Below are 22,411 nucleotides of genomic sequence, written 5' to 3' on the forward strand. Positions count from 1 at the left end.
GATGGTGGCGCGTGGGGAGGATTTCCGCGTGCGTGCCGGCTATCGCCGTTCGCGCATTGTAAGGCATCTGTGGAAGACGACGGCGCTGACGACCCTGGCGCTTGGCCTTTCTGGCGTGGTTGCTTATGGCGACCCGGACGGGCTCTGGCAGCCGCAGATCCGCGCCATCGTCGGCGCCGACAACAATGGCGGCAACGCCGCGCTCGAAGGCTTCATCCCGATCAAGCAGACGGCCGAATCGGTGCTGTTCCTCGATGTCCGGGCCAAGCACGATTTCAAGGATGCTTCGGGCCAAGACATCGGCCTCGGCATTCGCCGCATCGTCAATCCCGACCTGATGCTCGGCGGCTACGCCTATCTCAACGTCGAGAACTACAACAGCACCCAGTTCACGGCCGGCACGCTGGGTGTCGAGGCGATCACGCCGAACTTCGACGCGCATGTGAACGTCTTCGTCCCGATCAAGGGCGACTCGACCGACCACTCGACCAGCTCCACCCTGTCGATGGTCAGCAACCAGCTGATCGAACAGATATCGGTGCTCGACCACCGCGACTACGCGGCGTGGGGCATCGAAGGCGAGATCGGCGCCCAGGTGCCGATCAACCTGCCCGACAAGCATTCACTGCGGCTCGACATCGGCGGCTACCATTTCGAGGATCCGCATGGCGACGACGGCAGCGTCACCGGCGCCAAGGCCGGGTTCGAATACACGATCGGCGATGTCTTCGGCAGCGGCACCGAACTGGTGCTGGCCGGCGAGGTGCGCGATGACAATCGCGACCACACCCAGTTCGCCGGCAGCGTGCGGCTGAACATTCCGTTCAATCCCGGCCATGGCTCTGATACTACCGGGGCCATCAGCGCCGCCGACCCGGTCTATCCGGTCAGCGAAGGCCTGCGCAAGCGCGTCAACGAACGCGTGCGCGGCGATATCGGCGTCCGGATCCAGTCGCAGGACAAGACTGGTGGCTCGACGACGCGCGTCGCCATCAACGCCGCCACCAACTCGGCCTTCGGCAAGTTCTATTTCGCCGATGGCGGCCTGGCGGGCGCCGGCACGCAGGCCGACCCGACGACGCTTGACGACGCGGTCACCAAGGCCGGCAGTGGCGGCTTCATCGTTGCGCTCGGCGGCAATGGCAACCTCCAGACCCCCGGCCAGACGCTTGCCACCGGCCAGACGCTGATCGGCGGCGGCGAGAGCGTCACCGCGAAACTGTTCGGCGGCGGCACGGCCACCTTCAACCTCGGCGGCAGCGACGGCACGATCCAGGGCACCAACGTCGCCAACAACGTCATCACGCTCGGCAACGGCAACACGCTGAACGGCATCACCATCACCGGCGGCGCCGACGGCATCTTCGGCAACAACGTCACCGGCACGACGCTGACCAATGTCACGGTGACGGGTGCCGGCGGCAACGGCGCCGAATTCAAGGGCAATTCGACCAATGTCAGCGCGTCCAATTTCACCGCGACCGGCAATGGCCTCGACGGCCTGCATATAGAAGACAACGGCACCTACAATTTCACCGGCACGACACTGCTGTCGGGCAATCTCGACGACGGTCTGGATATATCAGGCCAGGGCACCTACACCTTCGCCACCGTCAATGCGCTTGATAACACCGATCGCGGCATCACCGTGCAGGGCACGTCGATTGCCGGCAGCTTCACCACCACCGGCGGCACCGTGTCGGGCAATGGCGGCATGGCCGTCTTCATCGACCCGATCACCGCGCATGTGGTGCTGGATTCGATCACCCAGACCGGCGGCACGTCGGGTGTGGTGCTCGACCATGTCTCAGGCAGCTTCACCGTCAACGGCGCGACGACGATTTCCAACACGACGGGACCGGCGATCGCCATTACCGATTCGCCGGCGACGATCCGCTTCGGCGACATCAACATCACCAATCCCGGCGCCGACGGCATGTCGTTCAGCGGCGTCAACGCGGCGGTGGTGGCCGACAACATCGTCATTTCGGGGCTGGGCGTCGGCACAGGCATCGACTTCTCCGGCAGCCAGACGAATTTCACCGCGCAGTCGCTCAACATCACCGGCCCGGGTGCCGCCGGCACGATCGGCATCGACCTCGCCAGCACCACCGGCGGCGCCTCGATAATCATCACCAATGGCGGCTCGATTTCGGGTGTCGACACCGGCGTGCGCCTCGGCATTTCCGGGTCGCTCGCCAATTCGGCCAATGCCCAGTTCAGCTTCGGCGGCGGTTCGATTGCCGGCATCACCGCTTCGCTCGACGCGCGCGGCCTCAACCAGACGCTCGGTCTCTACGCGTTCGGCTCGACCACCTTCAGCGGCCCGCAACTGTTCGACGTGCAGAATGTGATCTTCATAGGCTCGTCGGCCACAGGCAGTGGCGACGGCTCTTCGCTGACGAACCTGGCCACGGTCGCGACCGCCGACGCCATTACCGACAGCGACGCCATCTTCGTGCTGGTCAATGACGGCACGTCGATCGATGCTACGGGCGGTTTCTCGTTGAGCGACAGCCAGACGCTGGCCTCGTTCGGCAATGGCCGCTCCTTCTCGCTCGGCGGCGTGCCGATCAACGTTACCGGCGACAATGTCCAGCATGACGTGGCCATCTCGGACCCCGCCGGCGCGGCGACGCTGACCAATTCCGGCGCCGGCGATGTCGTCACGGCGGCCAATGGCAATTCGCTGCTCGACTTCAACATTTCGGGCGGCAGCGCCGCGGGGATCAACGCAACCGCGATCAACGGCCTGACGATCCAGGGCGTGACGGTCAGCAATGTCGCGACAGGTCTTATCCTCGACGGCGTGACAGGCGCGGTTTCGGTCGACGATCTCGATGTCCAGAATGTGAGCCAAACCGGCATCAGGCTTCTCAATTCGTCAGCGACCGTCAACTTTACCGGCAACACAAATGTCACCGGTGCCGCCGGTGGTGCGCTGCTGGTCAATAATTTCGACGGAACCGCCACCTTCGACGATCTCGATATTAGCGGTGGAGGCGGGGGTGTCGCCATCGTCAACGGCTCGAGCGGGACCTTGACCTTCGGGACCGGGAGCTCCATCGCCAATACACTCAATGCCTTCTCTGTCGCCGGATCGACGGCCAACGTCACCTACAATGGCACCATCAACCAAACCAGCAGCGCGGCGAGCGCGGTGGCGATCAACAATGAGACCGGCGGCAGCGTCACGTTCGGTGGCAAGATCACCGCCAGCACCGGCGCGGTCAATGCGGTCAGCCTGAACAGCAACACTGGCGCCGCGATCAATTTCACCGGCGGCCTCGACCTGACCACGGATGGCGGCTACGGCTTCAGCGCCATCAATGGCGGCACGCTGACGGTGACGGGCTCCAGCAACACTGTGGCGACCGGTGCCGGAGTGGGCGAGAAAGGTATTGTCATCAGCGGAATGACGATCGGCGCGGCCGGCGTGAACTTCTCCAGCGTCAACGTGGACGGTTCGGGTGGTGGGGCTTCGACCGGCATCGTCATCGAGAATACCAGTGGCGGCAACGTCACTTTCGGCGGCGTCGATCTGTTCCGCGTCAGCGGGGATGCCATCCGTCTGACCAATGTCGCCGGCATCTACAACTTCAACGGCACGACGACGATCGATACCACCGCCATCGGCGTACCGGGCTTCGTGGTGCAGAACAGTGCGGCGACCATCACCGTCAACAACTTGGTTACGACAAGTGTTAACGGCGACGATGTCAACTTGACCGGCAACACCGGCACGATCGGCATTGGCGGCACCATCACCAACTCCGGTAGCGGCAATGGCGTCGTCGTCGCCGGCGGCACCGCCGCGATCACCATCAGCGCGGCCGTCAACAGTACCGCGACCGCGCCCGGCACAGCGGTCAAGGTCGACGGCATCACCGGCGGCTCGGTGGCCTTCAGCGGTGCGATCACTTCGACCAGCACCGGCAATCTCTTTGCGATCGGCTCGACCACGGCACCGACCGGCGGCACGATCAGCTTCACCGGTTCGGCGCTTACGGCCAACGGTGGCGGCGCTGTCATCAGCGGCCTTGGCGGCACCGCGGCCTTCAACGCCACCGCGCCCGTGACGGTCACCAACCCGACCAGCAACGGTGTGTCGGTCTCGAACGTCGCCAGCGGCGCCAGCGCCACCTTCGGCTCGGTCACTGTGTCGGGAGCCAGCGGCAACGGTATCGATATCGGTGGCGGCGGCAGCAATGCCGGAGCGGTGACGTTCGGCACGACCTCGGTCACCCTGGGCTCGGCGGCCAACACCGCCGGCATCAACTTCGCCGGCACCAATGCCGACGTCACCTTCGGCACGACGACCGTGACGATGGGCGCCGGCGCCAACCAGACTGGCATCGACTTCAGCATATCGGCCACGACGGCCGATTTCGGCGTGACGACGATCACCGGCACCGGCGATCTGACTTCGCGCGGCATCGACCTGTCGTCGACGCAAGGCGACAAGACCATCACCTTCCAGCGCGGCTCCAGCATCACCAATCTGGGCATCGGCGTCGACCTGTCGTCGGGCGGCACCACCGCGACCTCGGCCAACGCCAACTTCACCTTCGGCGACGGCACTTCGGCCGACGGGCTGCAGTCCTCCATCAGCGCCACGGCCGTTGGCGCCTACACCGTCAACACGATCGGGCTCGATCCGACGCTCGGAAATTATGATTTCGACGACGTGTTCTTCACCGGCAGCGCCCATCTGGCCAGCGCCGTCGGCGGGACCATCATGGTGTCCCAGAATGGCGGCGTCATCGCCGCCGGCACGGACGGGCTCAGCGCCGCGGTGACGACCATCTCGGTCGTCCAGGCCGATGCCTTGCTCGGCACGCAGACCTTCGCCTTTGTCGGCACCGTCGATCTCAGCGGCACGCCGTTCACGCTGGATTCGGGCCAGTCGATCACCGGCTTTGGCAACAACACCTCCATCCTCACCTCCGGCACCATCCAGCCGGTCAATGTCCAGGGCAATCTCGGCGCCACCGGCGGCAACGTCACCGGCGATGAAGGCGTGGTCACCGGCACGGGCGACTTCCTGCATCTGCTCGGCAGCAACCAGGTGCGCAACACCGCTTTCAACTTCAGCGGCGCCAGCGGCTCGGTCTTCACCGTGGACCAGAGCGCGGGCGGCTTCAACAATGCCGGCGGCATCGTCATCGAAGGCGTCACCGTCAGCAATGTCGCCGCCGGCAGCACGGCGTTCAAGGTCGCCGGTCTCGACACCAACCTGTCGATCATCAACAACAACGTCAACGTCACCGGCACGCTGCTCGACGTCAACGGCGGCGCCGGCAACATCACGGTCACGCGCGGCACCTTGCCCAACAGCGCGACCCCTGGCACGCTGACCGGCGGCGGCATCTCGATCGCCAACCGCACCGCCGGCCTGGTCAACTTCACCGACAAGGTGACGGTCAACGGCAACGGCGTCTCGCTCACCGGCAATACGGGCTCCACGGCCACCTTCGCCGATCTGGACATCACCACCAACGGCGTGACGGCGTTCAACGCCTCCGGCGGTGGCACGGTCAATGTCACGACCGGCACGATCAACGCCACGAATGCACAAGCGGTGGCGCTTGACGGCATCACGGCCGGCATCAACTTCGCCTCGACTAGCGCGACTTTCAGTTCCGGCAGCGGCATCAACCTCCAGAACCTGGCGGGCACGGCGAGCTTCGGCACCGGCACGCTGACCAACACCGGTGCGGGCACGTCGTTCAATGTCGGCTCGGCGACCCCAGCCAGCGGCGGCACTGCAGCCATGTCCTACGGCGGTACGATTGCCACCAACGGCAGCGGTGCCGCGGTCTCGATCCAGAGCATGACCGCCGGCTCGGTGACGCTGTCGGGCAATCTGACTGACAACAACGCGGCGGCCGGCGGCAACATCGTCGTTGCCGGCAACGATTCGGCCACGATCACCTTCTCGGGCTCGAGCAAGGTGATCAGTTCGGGCGCGACCGACGCCGTCAACATCGGCTTCCCTGGCGGCACTCCGAGCCCGAACACGAACTCCGCCATCAATTTTACCAATGGCGGTCTCAACATAACGACGACAGGTGGCGCGGGCTTCGAAGCAATCGGCGGTCCTGCCATTCTCTCCACTGTTACAGTCACGGGCACTGGCAATAAGATCAATTCCGGTGGCGACGGGCTTATCGTGGTCGGCACCAATGTCGGCGGTGGCGGCATTGCCTTCGACAACATTTCGTCGGCGGCCACCGCGACCGGTGGCGGTGTGGTCCTGAACGGCGTCGACCTCGCCGGCGATGTGAACATCGGCGGCCTGACCAATACGGGTGCGATAGGCGTCACGGTGGCCGGCGTGACCGGCACCGGGGTGGTCAACTTCACCGGAACGACCAACATCGATGTCAACGGAAACGGCCTCAATTTCAGTGGCCAGGTCGGCACGGTCAACATCGCCAATGTCGCCAGCTCCAGCCTGACCATCGACGGCGGCTCGACTGGGATTTCGTTCAACGGCGTGATGGGTGGCACCGTCAACATCGGCGGCAATGGCGGCAGCGCCAAGATTGGCGCGACGACGAGCACCATCGATCGGGCCATCGGGATCGACGGTAACACCGGCGGTACGCTCAACTACAATGGTTCGATCAATGTCAGCGGCGGCACTGCATTCGCCGGCAGCGTGGTGGGCGTCACCTTCTCGGATCTCGCCACGCTCAATCTCAGCGGCTCGGTCACCTCGACCACGTCCTCGACCGCCTTCGACTTCGCCGGCGCCGACGGCACCTACACGATTTCGAGCACCATTGATCATACCGGCGGCACCGGCGTCCATGTCGATGGCTTCTCGGAGGGAACGATCACCTTCTCCGGTACATCGAAGACATTCGACACCGGCACGAACAATGCAGTCGTCAAGGACCCCAGCGGAAACCCGGGCCTAGGCCAGGGCACGGGTACGCTGGCCTTCACCAATGGCGGCCTCGTCATCACCACCAGCAGCGGCGCCGGCTTCACGGCCAGCACCTTCGGTGCCGGCACGGTCAGCGTCAGCGGCACCGGCAACACCATCACCACCGGCACGGGCACCGCGCTCGACCTCGACGGCGCGACGGTCGGCGCCGGCGGCATCAACTTCGATTCCATCTCGGTCAACGGCGCGGCGACCGGCATCTCGCTCAACAATGTCAGCGGCGGCCCGCTCGATCTCGGTGCGGTCGACCTGGAAGGCATTACCTCTCGCGGCGTCGACATTTCCGGCACGCTCGGCTCGGTGCTGGACTTCACCAGCCTGAAGGTCGGGCTCAATGCCGCCAATGCGGTCGGCTTCGACCTCAACGGCGCGGCGCTCGGTGCGAGCAACATCACGGCGGGCGATTTCGACGTCGACGGCGGCAGCTTCGCCGGCACAATCGGCATCGACATGGCCGGCACCACCGGCACCGGCACGATCCAGCTCGGCGACACCGTCAACAACAACCCCGGCCCTGCCGGCCAGACCTCGACCATCGCCAATGTCGGCTATGGCGTGCAGTTCTCCAGCGCCACCAACGCCAAGCTGGTGTTCGGCGACGGCGCCGGCCCGGCCGAATCGTCGATCGCGACCACCGGCGGCCAAGTCATCCACGCCACCGACAGTTTGCCGACCAACGGCGACTACAATTTCAACGACGTCAATTTCACCGGCGACACGTCGAACCTGGCGTCGATCAGCGTCTACTATGTCACCGCAGGCGGCACCGGCGACGGCAGCCTCGCCAATCCAGGCAGCTATATCGGCGCGCAGGCGTCCACGGCCAATGTCGTGGTGCTGATCGACCAGAACGTCAACGGCGCCCAGGAAACCATCGACCTCAGCGGCACCACGTTCAGCCTCGATGACGGGCAGGTGCTGCTCGCCTTCAAGAGCGGCGATGCGGCGGTCGATGTTTCCCAGCTCGGCGTCGATACCAGCGCCGGGGCGTCGGCGGCGTTCCACTTCACCACGGTGCAGAATTCGCCGATCATCTCGGCGCCCGGCGGCATCGACACACTGCGGCCGATCCTGCAGAGCAACAATACCTCCTCGGTGATCAATTTTGCCACCAGCGGCACCGGCACCTTCACCGGCGGCATCCAGAACCTGATCGTCCGCAATCTCGGCAGCGGCAGCGGTGTCGCCGTCAACGCGACGGGCGCCTCCAGTTTCTTCGTTAGAAACAACAACATCGCCGCCGGCGGCAGCGCGCTCGACTTCTCCACGACCGGCGCGCCGGCCAATACGCTTCTGCTTTCGATCGACGGCAACACGCTGCAATCGACCGGATCCGCCCTGGCGGCATCCTTCTCCGGCCAGAACATCAGCGCGACGGACAACTCGATCGCGATCAGGTCCTTTGCCGGCAACAAAGTGACCGGCGGCACCGGCGGCGGTATCGCCTTCACCAATGTCCGCTTCGATTCCGATGGCGCCGGCGGTACCGTCAGCGCCGGTACGCTCGGCATCGGCACTCCCGGCGTGCGGGTCCAGGGCAACGGCCTCAGCTTCACCAACACCAGCGGCACCCTTGATCTGGGCACGCTCAGCCTCGCCAACAATGGCGGTACCGGTGTCATCGCCAACACCAAGACCACCACCTTCACGCTGAACACCAGCGCCGGCGTGGTCACCACCACCAACGGCGCGGCATTCGATCTCGATCCGCTGACCGTCAACATGACGTTCAGCAGCGTGACCGCCAACGGCGGCGCCAGCGGCATCATCTTCGATGGCGTTGCCGGCACCTTCACCGTCACCGGCGCGACAAGCATTGCCAACACGACGGGCTTCGGCATCAGCGCGATCAACACCAACACCGGCACCTTCAATTTCAACACGCTGACGGTGAACAATGCCGCGACGGCCGGCGGCGGCATCGGCTTGGCCAGTGGCACGCTGAACGTCTCCGGCCTGGCCAACATCGACACCACGAGCGGCGCCGGGCTTTCGCAAACCGGCGGCACGACCAGCTTCACCGGCGGCGTGACGGTCGATACGACCAGCGGCGACGGCATGCTCGTCATCAATGGCAGCGCTATCACCGTGACCGGCGCCACGAACACCGTGACGACGGCCACCGGGCGCGTCGTGTCGATGCAGACAGCGACCATCGGCGCCAGCGGCGTCACGTTCGAAACGCTGAAAGCAACCGGAACGGTCGGCAGCGGCGCGGGCGTCCAGATCTCGAATGTCAGCGGCGGCGTCTTCAATGGCGGCGATGTGTCCATCGCCGGCGCGAGCAACACCGCGATAGCGATACAGAACGGCACCTCTTCGACCGTCAATTTCACCAGCGCGACGATCGCCAGCGCCAGCGTCAACGGCATCGATGTCGACACTGGCGTGACCGGTACCGTCACCTTCAACACGGTGACGATCGACAACACAGGCTCGTCCGCGGTGCAACTGCTGAACACATCCGGCACGGTCAACATCAACGGCGGCTCGATCGGCGCGACCAACGACCCGACCGGCAGTGCCGTCCTGGTTTCGGGCGGCGCCGCGACGTTGAACGTCGCCGCCTCGCTCACCAAGACCACCGCTGGCAAGATCGTCGACATCGCCGGCGTGACCGGTGGCACGGTCACGCTGTCGGGAGCGCTCAGCGCCAATACCGGCAGTGACAACGGCATTTTTGTCCACGGCAACACCGGCGGCACCTTCAATTTCAATGGCGCCATGACGCTCGGCACGGGCACCAGCCAGGCGGTCAATCTGGCGACCAACCTAGGTGCCACCATCAATTTCGCCGGCGGCATGGCGATCTCCACCACGTCCGGCCTCGGCTTCGGCGCCACTGGCGGCGGCACGATCAACGTCACCGGCACTAACACGATCACATCAAGCCTGGCTGGCCAGTTGCTGGTCTGGAACGGCGTGACTGTTGGCACCAGCGGCGCCACGTTCAGCACGATGTCGGTCACTGGCATAGTCGCCAGCGATGCGGTCAGTTTGACCAATGTCGGCGGCGGCACCTTCAATGGCGGCACGCTCAGCGTTTCGGGCGGCACCAACTCCAACGGCCTGTTCCTCAACGGCACCAGCGCAACGATCAATTTCGCCAAGGTGACGATCGCAAATCAGACGGGCACGGCAACCGGCGGCGGCATCAGGATCGACAACAACACCGGCGCGGTCACGATCAGCGACAATACGAGTGCGATCGGCGGGTTCGGCGCTGTCCAGGGTATCGGCATCGACATCAATGGCGGGTCCGGCAACGTCAGCATCGCGGCGTCGGTGTCGAAGGGAACCGTTGCCAACAACGTCGTCCAGATCAGCGGCCGTACCGGTGGAACCGTCACGCTCAGCGGAACCCTGAGCGCGGACCAGAGTGTCGGCACCGCCAATGGTATCGACGTCAGCAACAACACCGGCGGCACGATCACCTTCTCCGGCGCCGGCAGCGCGCTGAACACCGGAACCACCACCGCCGTCAACCTGGCGAACAACACGGGCGCGACGGTCAATTTCACCGGCGGCGGCCTGGCGATCACCACCACCAGCGCCATCGGCTTCAACGCGACCGGCGGCGGCACGATCAATGTCACGGGCGCAGGCAACACCGTCCAGACATCATCGGGTCAGATCCTGAACTGGAACGGCGTTGCCGTTGGCGCCAGCGGCGTCAATTTCAGCTCGCTGCAATCGACCGCTTCGGTCGCCGGCGACGCGATCAATCTGACCGGGGTGTCCGGCGGCACGTTCAATGGCGGTGCTGTCACAGTAGCCGGCACGTCCGCCGGCGGCGACGGTATTGAGATCAACGCGTCGGGCGCCACATTCAACTTTGCCTCCGCCACCGTCTCGGCGACCGCCGGCAACGGCATCCTGCTCAGTGGCGCCAACGGCGCGGTGACCTTCACGACGGTGACGATCAACAACACGGCGCTGGCCGGTATCAGGATCGACAACAACACCAATGCGGTCAATGTGAATGGCGGCTCGATCGGTGCGACGAACGACCCGACCGGCGTCGGCGTCGACATCAATGGCGGCACGGGCGCCGTCACCATCGCCGCGTCGGTGGCCAAAACCACGGCCGGCAATGTCGTCCAGGTCAGTGGCCGTACTGCCGGAACGGTCGCTTTCAGCGGCAGCCTGAGCGCAACTGGCAGCGTTGCCAACGGCATTGACGTCAGCGGCAATTCCGGCACGGCGGTGATCAATTTCTCGGGCAGCAAGACGCTGACCACCGGAGCCAACACCGCCGTCAATTTGGCCAGCAACACCGGCGCGACCGTCAACTTCACCGGCGGCGGTCTGGCCATCACCACCACCAGCGGCACCGGCTTCAACGCTACCGGCGGCGGCACGGTGACAGCGACGGGCACCGGCAACACGATCACCTCGACCACAGGCACGGCGCTCAACGTCGCCAACACGACGATCGGCGCCACGGGGCTGACGTTCCAAAGCATCTCGTCCAACGGCGCGGTCAACGGCATCGTGCTCAACAACACCGGCGCCAGCGGCGGGCTGACCGTTACCGGTACAGGCACGACGGCAGGCAGCGGCGGCACGATTACAAACTCGACCGGCGACGGCATCAGCCTGACCTCGACGCAGAACGTCAGCCTGACCAACATGAACATCACCAACTCGCAAGGAAACGGCATCCTCGGCAACAGCGTGAACGGCATGGTGCTGAACCGCGATACCGTTTCCGGCAATGGAAACTCGACGTCCGGCAACGGCGAGGGCAACGTATACCTCTTCGAACTGACCGGCGATGCGTCGCATCTGACGACGTTCAACAACCTCACGGTCAGCAACGCCTACGTCCACAATGTGTTCATTCAGAACACCGGCGGCACGCTGACCGACCTGGTGGTGAGCAACAGCACCTTCTCCAACAACGGCGCCTCGACGCATGCGGGCGACGAATTCCAGATCGACCTGACCACCGGTGGCGTTGCCGGATCGCCGACCGCAACCGTACACGTGACGAACAACACGTTCAGCGGCAACATCTCGACGCCGGCCAACTTCACGGCGACGGGCTTTGCCGGTTCCGTCGACGATGGCACGCTCAATGTCCATATCGGCGACGGCACCGCTGGCGGGCTGAACACGTTCGACAGCAACAATTCCGGCATCACGCTGACCCAAACGGGGTCGGCGACGCTGAACTTCGACGTCAACAACAATACGCTCACGCACAACCGCGCGGTCGGCATCACGGCCAATCACTTCGGCACCGGCACGGTGACCGGCTTCCTGCGCAACAACACCGTCGGCATCCAGGGTGTGCAGGATTCCGGCGTCCAGATCGGCAGCGGCTTCGACATCCACGACGAGGCCGCCAGCGGAACGATGACGGTGAGCATCACGAACAACATCATCCAGAGCCTCGGCGGCGACGGCAATGGCGCCGACGCCATCGCGATCACTAACGGAATCGGCACGCAGGATTCGTCGAGCATCCTCAACGCCACGGTGACGAACAACACCATCCGCGACATTCTCGATTTCCGCGGGCTAACCGTGCTCAATTCCAACACCGCCGGCAACAGCGCGATCAACCTGCTGCTGCAGAACAACACCTTCTCCAATGCCGACGGCACCGGCACTGTCACCACCGCGCGTATCGGCGGCGCGCCTGCCGGGACCGACCATGTCAACGTCACGCAGGCCAATGCGGCCACGCTTGCCTCGGACAACGGGCTCACCGTCAGCAATGTGCCCGGCACCACGATGCGCGTCGACACCAATGTCTTCTTCAATCAAGCCGCACCGCCGCTGCCGCCAGCCACGCCGTGATGCCGGCGGGCGGACTTCGGTCGTTGGTAATGTTCTGTTAACCAGCGCCCGCGCTTGGCCGGTATTAATTTTCGCTCTGCTGTTAAATACTTGTCGACGGCAGCAATGAAACTGGCTACGTTACGCAAGGTCAGGTGAGGGAGCCAAGATGGGCACGCCTTATATAGGTGAACTCAAAGTCATTTCTTGGAATTTCGCGCCGAAAGGCTGGGCATTCTGTAATGGACAGTTGCTTCCCATAAATCAGAATCAGGCTCTATTTTCACTTCTTGGTACAATGTATGGCGGGGACGGCAGAGTTAACTTTGCTCTACCGGATCTTCGAGGCAGAGTTCCAATATACTCTGGCGGTGCCATTGGGGCAGTCGTTGGCGGTAAAGGCGGAGAGGAATTCCACACGCTGACGCAGGGCGAAATGCCGGCCCATAACCATCTGATCAATGCGTCGCTGACGCAAGGCGACAAGAACACCGCTTCCGGCAATGTACTGGCTCGCGAGGTGGGTGTCCTCTATGCAGGCTATGCCAATCTGACGACGTTGAATCCCGCATCGATCTCCAACGTTGGCGGCAGCAATCCGCACGAAAATCGACAGCCCTTTTTGACGCTGAATATCGTCATCGCCCTGCAAGGCATTTTCCCGTCGCAGAACTAGAGGAAGCGGCAATGAGCTCACCTTATGTTGGCGAGATTCGCATGTTTGCCGGCAATTTCGCGCCGGCCGGCTGGGCTTTCTGTGATGGCAGCCTGCAGCCGATATCCGAAAACGAGACACTGTTCAATTTGATCGGGACGACCTATGGCGGCGATGGCCAGGAGACGTTCGCCCTGCCCAATCTCAGCGGCCGTATTCCCATCCATGCGGGCCAAGGGCCTGGGTTGAGCCAGATCTACACGATCGGCGAGGCTGCCGGCGTCGAGTCCGTGACGCTGACGACAAGCCAAATCCCGGCGCACGGCCATGCCCTGATGGCATCGTCGAACGCGGCATCGAACCCCAATCCAGACGGCAACATCCTGGCAACCTCCCCGACGATCCAGGCCTATGTGATCGACGTTGCGGGCCCCGCGCTTGCCGGCAATTCCTTGACCAACGCCGGCGGCAGCAACCCGCACGACAATCTCATGCCCTATCTCTGCGTCAATTTCATCATCTCGCTGTTCGGGGTTTTTCCGACCCAGACCTAAGAGGACTTGTCATGGCCGACCCGTTCGTCGCCGAAATCCGCATCTTTGGATTCAATTTCGCGCCCACGGGCTGGGCGACCTGCGATGGTCAGTTGCTGCCCATCTCGCAAAACACGGCGCTGTTCTCCTTGCTTGGCACCACCTATGGCGGCGATGGCAAGTCGAATTTCGCGCTGCCGGATTTGGCCGGGTCGGCGCCGATGCATCCGGGAGCGTCAGCTGGTGGATCGGAGCATTTTCTGGGCGAGCAGGCCGGCAGTCCGGAGGTGACCGTGCTGAGCTCCGAAATGCCTATCCACAACCATAATATTCTGGCCTCGACCGAATTCGGGGCGCTCAAGGCTCCGTCGCCGTCCGAATTTCTGGGCCGCTCCAAGGCCGGCACGATTTATCAATCGAATACCGCAAACAATCTGGCGCTGATGAATGTTCAGGCCCTTTCGCTTGCCGGCGGTTCACTGCCCCATAACAATCTGCAGCCCTACCTGGCGCTTACATTCTGCATCGCATTGCAAGGCGTTTTCCCGCCAAGAGGCTGACACCAGGCAGGACCAAGATCATGGCCAAGAAAGCGGCGACGAAGTCCGAAGCGCCGGGCACGCCGACTGTCGCAAAGAGCACGAGTGGCGCCCGCTCGCGGCGATCCAGCGTCTCGCCCGCCTACAAGAACATGCCCGCCGGGGCATCCTTCTTCGTCGTGCGCGACCTGACGCCGCCGGTCTAAGCATTGACTGTAGGCAGCGTGGCGGAATCCGGCCCAGCACATCATTATCCCCGGTCTGATAACGCCGGGCTCGGCTTTCGTCCTGCCACGGAGGCCGATCTGCCGTTCCTGTCGCTTCTCTACGCCTCGACGCGCCTGGAAGAACTCGCCGTGACGGCGTGGAGCGAGGCGCAGAAGGCGGCTTTCCTCGACATGCAGTTCCAGGCGCAGCACGCGCACTACAGAAAACACTATCCCGAGGCTGACTGGCTGGTGGTGGAGCGGGCCGGGCAGGACATCGGCCGCCTCTACATCGAGCGCTGGCCAAGCCAGCACCGCATCATCGACATCGCTTTTCTGCCGGAGCATCGCCGCAAGGGCTACGGTTCGGCGCTGCTGCGCGACCTGATCGACGAGGCATGGTTAGCCGGCAAATCAGTGTCGATCCATGTCGAGAAGAACAATCCGGCAAGGCGGCTCTATGTCGAGCTTGGCTTCGCAGTGCTCGAGGACAAGGGCGTCTATGATTTGATGGCGTGCGCACCGCCTGGAGGTGGTGCGGTCGGGGTGTGATGGGCCGCAGCCGCCGCGCGGCGGCGTCGCGGAGACCTGGGATACATGCCGCGACATCAACCAAAGGATGACGAAGACGCGAAGGCTATTCGGCCGCTTCCTCGATCCGCTCCATATCCTCGTCCGAAAGGCCGAAATGGTGGCCGATCTCGTGGATCAGCACATGGGTGACGATGTCGCCCAGCGTCTCCTCGTTCTCGGCCCAGTAGTCGAGCATGGCGCGTCGGTAGAGCGTGATGCGGTTCGGGCCTTCGCCGGTCTGCGGGTTCCAGCGCTCGGCGATGCCGCGCCCCTCGAACAGGCCGAGCAGGTCGAACGGCGTCTCCAGCGACAGATCGTCCATGATCTCGTCGGTCGGGAATTCGGCGATCTGGATGACGATCTCGCCGGTCAGCTTGCGAAAATCCTCCGGCAAGTGGGCGTAGGCCTCCAGCGCCAGGAACTCCAACTCCTCCATCGAGGGCGCGAGTTCGCCATGCCAGGTGCGGGTCTTGTAGATGCGGGCCATGCTTTGTCCTTTGACCGGCATATAGGCTTTCGCGCCGGTCGAGGCAAATGAAGCGGCAATTCCTGCCGCGGCACCTTTGCCGCTGCCGTGGAATCGCGTAGGGGTCGGTTCCGGCCATCTCTCAGGAGTTCTCATGCCGGACCTTTCCACCATCGGACTTTTCGCCATTGCCTGCCTCGCTTTGACCGCGACGCCGGGGCCGGACATGCTGCTGATCGCCTCCCGCAGCGCCAGCCAGGGGCGCGCCTCGGGCCTGGCGACCTATGCCGGCATCGCCGCCGGCACCTATTGCCACGCGCTGGCCGCCGCCTTCGGCCTGTCGCAACTGTTTCTGGCGGCGCCCATCGCCTACGACATCGTGCGCTATGCCGGCGCCGCCTACCTCGCCTATCTCGCCTGGAAGGCGTTCCGTTCCGACGGAACGGCATTTGCCCCGGTCGCCGGCCTGCCACGCTATTCGAGAAGCCGGATTTTCCGGCAAGGCCTGCTGACCAATCTGCTCAACCCGAAGATGGCGCTGTTCGTGCTGGCATTGTTCCCGCAATTCGTACGCCCCGAGACCGGTTCCGTCGCTGGCCAGATCCTGCTGCTGGCGACCGTGCTCAACCTGACCGGGCTGGTGGTCAACGGCCTGGTCATCCTGACCGCCAGCCGGATCGGAGCCGCCTTGTCGAGGCGCACGCGGTTCCAGCGGGCGCCGCAAATCTTGCTCGGAACCGTATTCGCGGGGCTCGCCGCACGGCTGGCGTTTGGCGGTCAACGCTGAAGAGCACGCGTTCGCAGGAATAAATTCCTTGTGACTCTGCTTGACTCTTCCAGCTCCCTCTGGAATCCTAGGGAACATAACAGGAACAATTGTGAGTGGACACTGACCGTCATGGCGATGACCGCCGTGGCGCGGGAGACTGTTTTTGCCCTGCGCCGCCAGATCGCGAAGATCGAGGGAACGCTGCCCGAGTGCCTGCAGGCGCCGGCTGGCGCGCCGCTTGATGCCGACGCCAGCGGTGCCGATCTCACGATCGTCCGGCGCGGTCTTGCCGCGGCCCTGCCGGATGCCTTCCTGCCGATCGGCATCGAAGGGCTCGATGCCGCCCTGAGCGGTGGCCTGCCGAAAGCGGCGCTCAGCGAAATCCATGGCCTGGAAACCCGCGATGCCGGGGCCGTCGCCGGTTTTGCCCTGTCGCTCACCAGCCTGATCCTCAAACGGGCGCAAGGGCTGCCGGTTTTGTGGATCGGCACCACGGAAATCTTCCGCGAGGCCGGCTTTCCCTACGCCAGGGGGCTACAGGCCTGCTTCGGCATTGAATCAGAACAATTGCTGTTTTCCGAGGCGCCAAAACTTGTCGATGCGTTGTGGATCGCCGAGGAAGCAGCGCGGATGACGGCGCTCGCCGCCGTCATCCTGGAAATCCGCGGCAACCCGCAACGGCTGGACCTGACCGCGACGCGCCGGTTGCATGCGAGGGCGCAAAGTGCGGGCCGCCCCGTATTCCTGCTGCGGCAGGCGGCCGAACCCGAACCGACGGCGGCGCCCGTCCGCCTCATCGTCTCCTCGGCGCCGGCCGTGCCGCGCACCACGGTCGCCGGGCCGCTCGCCGGGTCGATCGGCCGCCCCGCCTTCACCATCAGCATCGGCAAGAGCCGCACGGCCCTGCCTGGACAATTCACACTGGAGTGGAACCCCGATGAACGCGTATTCGACGAAAGAAGGGGCGAGGAAAGACGGAGCGACGAAAGACGGACAGACCGGACAAAGAATCCTGTCCCTGTGGTTTCCCTATCTGGCGGCCGAAAGGATCCTGCGGCAGCGTCTGGGGCGGTCCTGGCGTTCCCGGCCGTCGGATCACCCGCCACTGGTGATCAGCCACCGCCAGGGCAACGCCCAGCGCATCTCAGCCCTCGACGAGCGGGCTGAGGCGCTGCACCTGAAGCGCGACATAGGCATTGCCGATGCGCGCGCCATGCATCCCTCGATCGACATCGTCGAGGCCGATCCCGATGCCGACCGGCGCCTGCTCGAAGGCCTTGCCGACTGGTGCGACCGCTACACCCCGCTGGTGGCGCTGGATGGGGCGGACGGTCTGTTTCTCGACGTCACCGGCTGCACCCATCTGTTCGGCGGCGAACGCGCCATGCTGGACGACATCCTGTCGCGCTTCTTCCACCAGGGTTTCGATGTCCGCGCCGGCCTTGCCCCGACGCCGGGCGCGGCCTGGGCGGCGGCCCGCTTTTGCGGCGACCGCATCGTCGATGGCGGCGAGGAAGAAGCCCTGTTGGCACCCTTGCCGCTGGCCGCACTGCGCATCGCGCCGGAAACCCGCGCCAGCCTGGAAAGTGTCGGCCTGCGCACGGCGGGCGCCGTCATGGCGGCACCGCGCGCGCCGCTTGCCCGCCGCTTCGGCGCCACCTTGCTGTTGCGTCTCGACCAGGCGCTTGGCCGTCTCGACGAGGCGGTGTCGCCACGCCTTCCCGTGGCGCCGCTTTCGGTCGAACGCCATCTCGCCGAGCCCGTCACGCTCACCGAGGACATCGAGCGGCTGGTCGGCCTGCTGGCGACGACGTTAAAAACCGATCTCGAGCGTCGCGGCGAGGGCGCCCGGACGCTGGCGCTGCTGCTTTTCCGTGTCGACGGCGCCGTCAGCCGCATTGCGCTCGGCACCTCACGGCCGATGCGCGATCCCCGGCTGATCCAAAAGCTGTTCCATGAAAGGCTGGCGGCGCTCGAGCAGGACATCGATGCCGGCTATGGCTTCGATCTGGTGCGGCTTTCGGTGCTGGCGGCTGCCGCCTTCGACATGGCGCAGGCCGATCTGACCGGCGAGGTGACCGACGACGGCGCCGACATCGCGCTGTTCGCCGACCGCATCCGCGCCCGGCTCGGCGAAGGCGCCGTGCTGCAGCCGGTCGCGGTGGAAAGCCATCTGCCGGAAAGCGCCGTCGCCATCATCCCCTTCAGCGAAGCGCCGCGCCGGACCACGCCGCCGAAGAGACCGGACAGGGTGCAGGCGCCCACGACCATCTTCCCGCCGGAACGGCCGATCCGGCTGTTCCGCGCGCCCGAGCCGATCGAGGTGCCGGCCACCGAAATGCCGGAGGGTCCGCCGCTCAATTTCCGCTGGCGGCGCGCGCTCTACCGGGTCACCCGTGCCGAGGGGCCGGAACGCATCGCCGCCGAATGGTGGCAGGAAGTGCCAGGCGACGCGGCGGCATCGACACGCGACTATTTCCGCATCGAGGATGCCGCCGGCCGCCGCTACTGGCTCTACCGGCAAGGGCTTTACGGCGGCTCTCAAGCCGCGCCGCGCTGGTTCATGCACGGGGTCTTCGCATGAACGCGCTGACCGTCATTCCCTATGCCGAGTTCGGCATCCAGTCGAATTTCTCCTTCCTGCGCGGTGCGTCCAAACCGGAGGAGCTGGTGGTCGCGGCCAAGCTCTTGGGTTTTTCGGCGATCGGCCTTGCCGACCGCAACACGGTGGCCGGCGTGGTGCGCGCCTGGCAGCAGGCCAAGGTCGAAAAACTCTCCTATCATCCCGGCTGCCGGCTGCTTTTCGGCGACGGCACGCCTGACATTCTCGCCTATCCCAGGAACCGCGCCGGCTGGGGGCATCTGTGCCGCATGCTCACCCAAGCCAATCTGCGCGACGAAAACGAAAAGGGCGCCACCCTGCTCGAGCGCAGCGATCTGCTCGAATGGGGGGATTTGATGTCGCTGGCGGTCCTGCCCGATCTGGCGGCGGACGCGGAAGAGAGTCTCGCTTTGCTCCGGCAGCTCAAGGACCGCTTCGGCAAGGCCCTGCGGCTCGGCGTCTCGCCCTGTTACGCGGGCAATGACCGCTTCCGCATCGAACAGGCAGCGGCGTTTGCCCAGAGCACCGGCATTCCGCTGATGGCGACCAACGATGTGCTCTACCACACGGCCGAACGCCGCCCGCTGCAGGACGTGCTGACCGCGATCCGCCTCAACACACCCGTCGCCGAGGTCGGGCTGGAGCTCGCCGCCAATGCCGAACGCCATTTGAAGCCGCCGCTGGAAATGGCCCGCCTGTTCCGCAGGCATCCGCAGGCGCTGGCCGAGACGTTGCGGTTCGCGGAAGAGCTGACCTTCTCGCTCAGCGATCTTCAGTACAATTACCCCGACGAGCCGACGGAATCCGGCCTCGGCCCGCAGGCCGAGCTGGAGAGGCTGGCGCGGGAAGGTGCGGTGAGGCGCTTCCCGGGCGGTGTCCCGGCCAGCGTCATAAAACGCATCGAGGAAGAGCTCGCCCTGATCGAGCGGTTGAATTACGCCCGCTACTTCCTGACCGTCCATGACATCATCAAATTCGCCCGCGGCGAGAACATCCTCTGCCAGGGCCGCGGCTCGGCCGCCAATTCGATCATCTGTTTCTGCATCGGCATCACCGAGGTTGGACCGGACAAGATCGATACGCTGTTCGAGCGCTTCATTTCCGAGGAGCGCAATGAGCCTCCGGATATCGACGTCGACTTCGAGCATGAGCGGCGCGAAGAGGTGATGCAGTACATCTATACGAAGTACAGTTCCAAACGCACCGCGCTCGCCGCTGCCGTCATCAGCTATCGCGGCCGGTCGGCGCTGCGCGAGGTCTCCAAGGCGATGGGCCTGTCCGAGGATGTCCGGGCGTCCCTGTCCGGCTCGATCTGGGGCTGGTCGACCTCGGAACTCGGCGAGAAGGAAGCCCGCGCCGGCGGCCTCGACCGGAGCGACCCCACATCGCGGCATGTGATGGAACGCGCCAACGAGATCATGGGCTTCCCTCGTCACCTCTCCCAACATGTCGGCGGCTTCGTCATCACCAGAGACCGGCTCGACGAGATCGTCCCCATCGTCAAGACGGCGATGGACGCGCGCAAGATGGTCGAATGGGACAAGGACGATCTCGACGCGGTGAAGATCCTCAAGGTGGACATCCTGGCGCTCGGCATGCTGACCTGCCTGCAGCGCGCCTTCACTCTGCTTACGGACCACTATCCGAAGGCACGGGACCCATACGGGCAACCCTATGTGCTGGCCACCCTCCCGGCAGAGGACCAACGTGTCTATGACATGATCTGCCGCGCCGATACGCTCGGCGTCTTCCAGATCGAGTCTCGCGCGCAGATGTCGATGCTGCCGCGGCTCCAGCCGCGGGATTTTTATGACCTTGTCATCGAGGTGGCGATCGTTCGGCCCGGCCCGATCCAGGGCGATATGGTGCATCCCTATCTGCGCCGCCGGCAAGGCAAGGAGAAGGCCGAATATCAGAAGGCAGAATTGAAAGAGATCCTCGGCAAAACGCTCGGCGTGCCGCTGTTCCAGGAACAGGCAATGAAGATCGCCATCGTCGCCGGCGGCTTCAAGCCGGGCGAGGCCGACGAACTGCGCCGCGCCATGGCCACCTTCAAGCGCACCGGCACCATCGGCAATTACCGCGACCGTATGATCAATGGCATGGTCGGCAAGGGCTACACCAGGGACTTCGCCGAGCGCTGCTTCAAGCAGATCGAGGGATTTGGCGAATATGGCTTTCCCGAAAGCCACGCCGCCTCCTTCGCCTTGCTCGTCTATGCCTCGTGCTGGTTCAAGACCTTCTATCCCGACGTGTTCTGCGCCGCGATCCTGAACTCGCAGCCGATGGGTTTTTACCAGCCGGCGCAACTGGTGCGCGATGCGCGCGACCATGGCGTCGACATCCGCGACGTCGACGTCAATTTTTCTGTCTGGGACTGCACTTTGGAAGAAGCGCCGTTCGATCCGGCCCGCATCCTGCCGCGCCATGCCGACATGCGCGGTGTCATCGAGACGAACCATGCGCTGCGGCTCGGCTTCCGGCAGATCAAGGGCCTGTCGAAGGAACGGATGGAGGATTTCGCAAAACGCCGCGGCTCAGGCTACTCGAGCGTCCGTGACGTCTGGCTGCGCTCCGGCCTCAATGTCGACGAGATCGAGCGGCTGGCCCAGGCCGACGCCTTTCGCTCGATAGGTCTCGACCGCCGTGCCGCGCTTTGGGACGTGCGCGCGCTGGGCGCCAGGAGTGCCGCCGAAAAGCTGCCGCTGTTCGACCAGCCGGCGCTGCGCCTGCGCGAACTGGAGCCGGAGACGAAGCTGCCGAAAATGCCGCTCGGCGAGCATGTCATCCACGACTACCGCTCGCTCGGCCTGTCGCTGAAGGCGCATCCGGTCGCCTTCCTGCGCGAGCGGCTCGACCGCGCCGGCGTCACGCCCAATGCCAACCTGCCATCGGTGCGCGACGGCAGGCGTGTCTCCGTCGCCGGCCTCGTGCTGGTGCGGCAGCGCCCCGGCAAGGGCAATGCGATCTTCCTGACGCTGGAAGACGACAAGGCCGTCGCCAATGTCATCTTCTGGGAGCGGACCTTTACCCGCTTCCGCCCCATCGTCATGGGCGCGCGGTTCGTCAAGGTGACCGGGAAATTGCAGTCGGAATCGGATGTGATCCATATCGTCGCGGAGAAGATCGAGGATCTGACGCCCTGGCTGACCGTACTCCTGGAGAAGGTCAGCGGGGCGGCCCCTCCCCAGGGACATGCCTCCAGGAACGGTCCTGATCCCTCCAGCCAATCCATGACAAGTAAGGCGCCGGTCAGGCAGGATTTCGCAGTGCTGTCGGAGGAGGCGGAAAGGGTCATGCCCAAGGGGCGCAACTTTCAGTAGGCG

The 22,411-nt window shown here is 64.6% G+C and carries 11 protein-coding genes; 10 read left to right on the top strand and 1 reads right to left on the bottom strand.

The window, feature by feature from the left end:
• The first annotated feature begins 28 nt into the window (after nucleotides 1–28).
• The 6 genes from AC04SF_RS15495 to AC04SF_RS15520 all read left to right on the top strand — a co-directional run bounded on the left by AC04SF_RS15495 (nucleotide 29) and on the right by AC04SF_RS15520 (nucleotide 15,227).
• A complete protein-coding gene (locus AC04SF_RS15495; protein ID WP_488478516.1) occupies nucleotides 29–12,763 on the top strand; it encodes a beta strand repeat-containing protein in 12,735 nt (4,244 codons plus the stop codon).
• A gap of 148 nt (nucleotides 12,764–12,911) precedes the next feature.
• Entirely contained in the window at nucleotides 12,912–13,418 is a 507-nt protein-coding gene (locus tag AC04SF_RS15500; RefSeq protein ID WP_488478517.1) for a phage tail protein, read from the top strand.
• Between the two features lie 11 nt (nucleotides 13,419–13,429).
• Entirely contained in the window at nucleotides 13,430–13,951 is a 522-nt protein-coding gene (locus AC04SF_RS15505) for a phage tail protein (protein ID WP_488478518.1), read from the top strand.
• A gap of 11 nt (nucleotides 13,952–13,962) precedes the next feature.
• Nucleotides 13,963–14,490, top strand: coding sequence for a phage tail protein (locus AC04SF_RS15510; RefSeq protein ID WP_488478519.1), 528 nt, complete (start codon nucleotides 13,963–13,965; stop codon nucleotides 14,488–14,490).
• Between the two features lie 20 nt (nucleotides 14,491–14,510).
• A complete protein-coding gene (locus AC04SF_RS15515) occupies nucleotides 14,511–14,675 on the top strand; it encodes a hypothetical protein (RefSeq protein ID WP_488478520.1) in 165 nt (54 codons plus the stop codon).
• A gap of 3 nt (nucleotides 14,676–14,678) precedes the next feature.
• Nucleotides 14,679–15,227 (top strand): GNAT family N-acetyltransferase, encoded by a 549-nt coding sequence (locus AC04SF_RS15520; RefSeq protein ID WP_488478521.1) that lies wholly within the window; start codon nucleotides 14,679–14,681, stop codon nucleotides 15,225–15,227.
• An 85-nt stretch (nucleotides 15,228–15,312) separates the two neighbouring features.
• On the opposite strand, the gene AC04SF_RS15525 is transcribed toward AC04SF_RS15520, so the two are convergent.
• Nucleotides 15,313–15,735 carry a metallopeptidase family protein gene (locus AC04SF_RS15525; protein WP_095202623.1) on the bottom strand — a complete coding sequence of 141 codons (423 nt, stop codon included), beginning with the start codon at nucleotides 15,733–15,735 and terminating at the stop codon, nucleotides 15,313–15,315.
• Between the two features lie 133 nt (nucleotides 15,736–15,868).
• On the opposite strand from AC04SF_RS15525, the gene AC04SF_RS15530 reads away from it, so the two are divergent.
• From AC04SF_RS15530 to AC04SF_RS15545, 4 genes are all read left to right on the top strand, one after another.
• Entirely contained in the window at nucleotides 15,869–16,501 is a 633-nt protein-coding gene (locus AC04SF_RS15530) for a LysE family translocator (RefSeq protein WP_488478522.1), read from the top strand.
• A 111-nt stretch (nucleotides 16,502–16,612) separates the two neighbouring features.
• On the top strand, nucleotides 16,613–17,650 hold the full coding sequence (locus AC04SF_RS15535) for an ImuA family protein (protein ID WP_488478523.1): 1,038 nt from the start codon (nucleotides 16,613–16,615) through the stop codon (nucleotides 17,648–17,650).
• A complete protein-coding gene (locus AC04SF_RS15540) occupies nucleotides 17,592–19,067 on the top strand; it encodes a DUF6504 family protein (protein WP_488478524.1) in 1,476 nt (491 codons plus the stop codon). The genes AC04SF_RS15535 and AC04SF_RS15540 overlap by 59 nt, the downstream gene beginning before the upstream one ends.
• On the top strand, nucleotides 19,064–22,408 hold the full coding sequence (locus tag AC04SF_RS15545; RefSeq protein WP_488478525.1) for an error-prone DNA polymerase: 3,345 nt from the start codon (nucleotides 19,064–19,066) through the stop codon (nucleotides 22,406–22,408). Before AC04SF_RS15540 ends, AC04SF_RS15545 begins: the two co-directional genes overlap by 4 nt.
• Nucleotides 22,409–22,411 lie beyond the last annotated feature (3 nt).

This window comes from Mesorhizobium sp. CNPSo 4671, assembly GCF_057784245.1.

Excerpts from the sequence above, each read along its gene's own strand:
- AC04SF_RS15500 (WP_488478517.1), top strand. The coding sequence starts at position 12,912 with ATGGGCACGCCTTATATAGGTGAACTCAAAGTCATTTCTTGGAATTTC.
- AC04SF_RS15505 (WP_488478518.1), top strand. The coding sequence starts at position 13,430 with ATGAGCTCACCTTATGTTGGCGAGATTCGCATGTTTGCCGGCAATTTC.
- AC04SF_RS15510 (WP_488478519.1), top strand. The coding sequence starts at position 13,963 with ATGGCCGACCCGTTCGTCGCCGAAATCCGCATCTTTGGATTCAATTTC.
- AC04SF_RS15515 (WP_488478520.1), top strand. The coding sequence starts at position 14,511 with ATGGCCAAGAAAGCGGCGACGAAGTCCGAAGCGCCGGGCACGCCGACT.
- AC04SF_RS15525 (WP_095202623.1), bottom strand. The coding sequence starts at position 15,735 with ATGGCCCGCATCTACAAGACCCGCACCTGGCATGGCGAACTCGCGCCC.
- AC04SF_RS15530 (WP_488478522.1), top strand. The coding sequence starts at position 15,869 with ATGCCGGACCTTTCCACCATCGGACTTTTCGCCATTGCCTGCCTCGCT.
- AC04SF_RS15535 (WP_488478523.1), top strand. The coding sequence starts at position 16,613 with ATGGCGATGACCGCCGTGGCGCGGGAGACTGTTTTTGCCCTGCGCCGC.
- AC04SF_RS15545 (WP_488478525.1), top strand. The coding sequence starts at position 19,064 with ATGAACGCGCTGACCGTCATTCCCTATGCCGAGTTCGGCATCCAGTCG.